General features: G+C 35.8%; 1 protein-coding gene. It reads right to left on the bottom strand.

Annotated features, from left to right (window positions below; genetic code table 11):
• The coding region (locus WFH18_RS17605; RefSeq protein WP_153567224.1) for an IS1 family transposase at positions 1 to 662 on the bottom strand (662 nt) is incomplete at its 3' end.
• Positions 663 to 721 lie beyond the last annotated feature (59 nt).

The raw sequence follows: 721 nt of genomic DNA, 5'->3' as shown, positions 1-721 counted from the left end.
AAGGCTTTAAAATGGTTTTCAAGCTTTTTGGAGAAATTACAACTTCTTCTAAAACCACGCCTTATTCGATGCCTTATTTTGCAATTATTACCTTCAATTCCTACAGTAAAAAACTTACCAATACTTTGCTTGCAGTTTTTAAAAGCAGTGATGAAACTATCCCAATGATCACTTGCAATTCGGGTGTAGTGAATACCTAATTGTTTAAGCTTTGTCTTCAACCTTTGGACTGTAGCTAAATCTCTCTTACCCCAAACATAAGCAACAATCTCACCTGTTTCTCGATGGTAGGCGTAAATAAGCCATTGTTTATTATTTTTATTTCCAACAAAAGTCCAGAATTCATCTACTTCGAGAGATTCATAATGACTTTGTTTAGGCTGAATTTGATAGGCCGATTCAGTTAAAGTCCGTAAGACTTTACCGATACTAATGCGCTCAACTTCAGCGATATCTCGTATACCGCTGCCTCTGACCATTAACTGTAATATTTTACGAGTAATGCCAGAATTACATCCTAGATAGCTCAGAGCATGGTCACCAATAAACTGACGTTTGCAGTCTTTGCATTGGTAGTTTTGTTTCCCATCTACTTTGATGCCATTTTTCTTTATACTGTCACTGAGGCAGGTTGGACATTTGATTTCTAGAGTTATTTGCATTTCTCTATTTTATCAAAATTCAACCTGCTTTTTTTTAGCATACTTTTTGATACACCACC

The organism is Acinetobacter sp. USHLN143, assembly GCF_037145695.1.
Classification (GTDB): Bacteria; Pseudomonadota; Gammaproteobacteria; order Pseudomonadales; family Moraxellaceae; genus Acinetobacter; species Acinetobacter fasciculus.
This window is presented reverse-complemented; position numbering and strand designations above follow the sequence as displayed.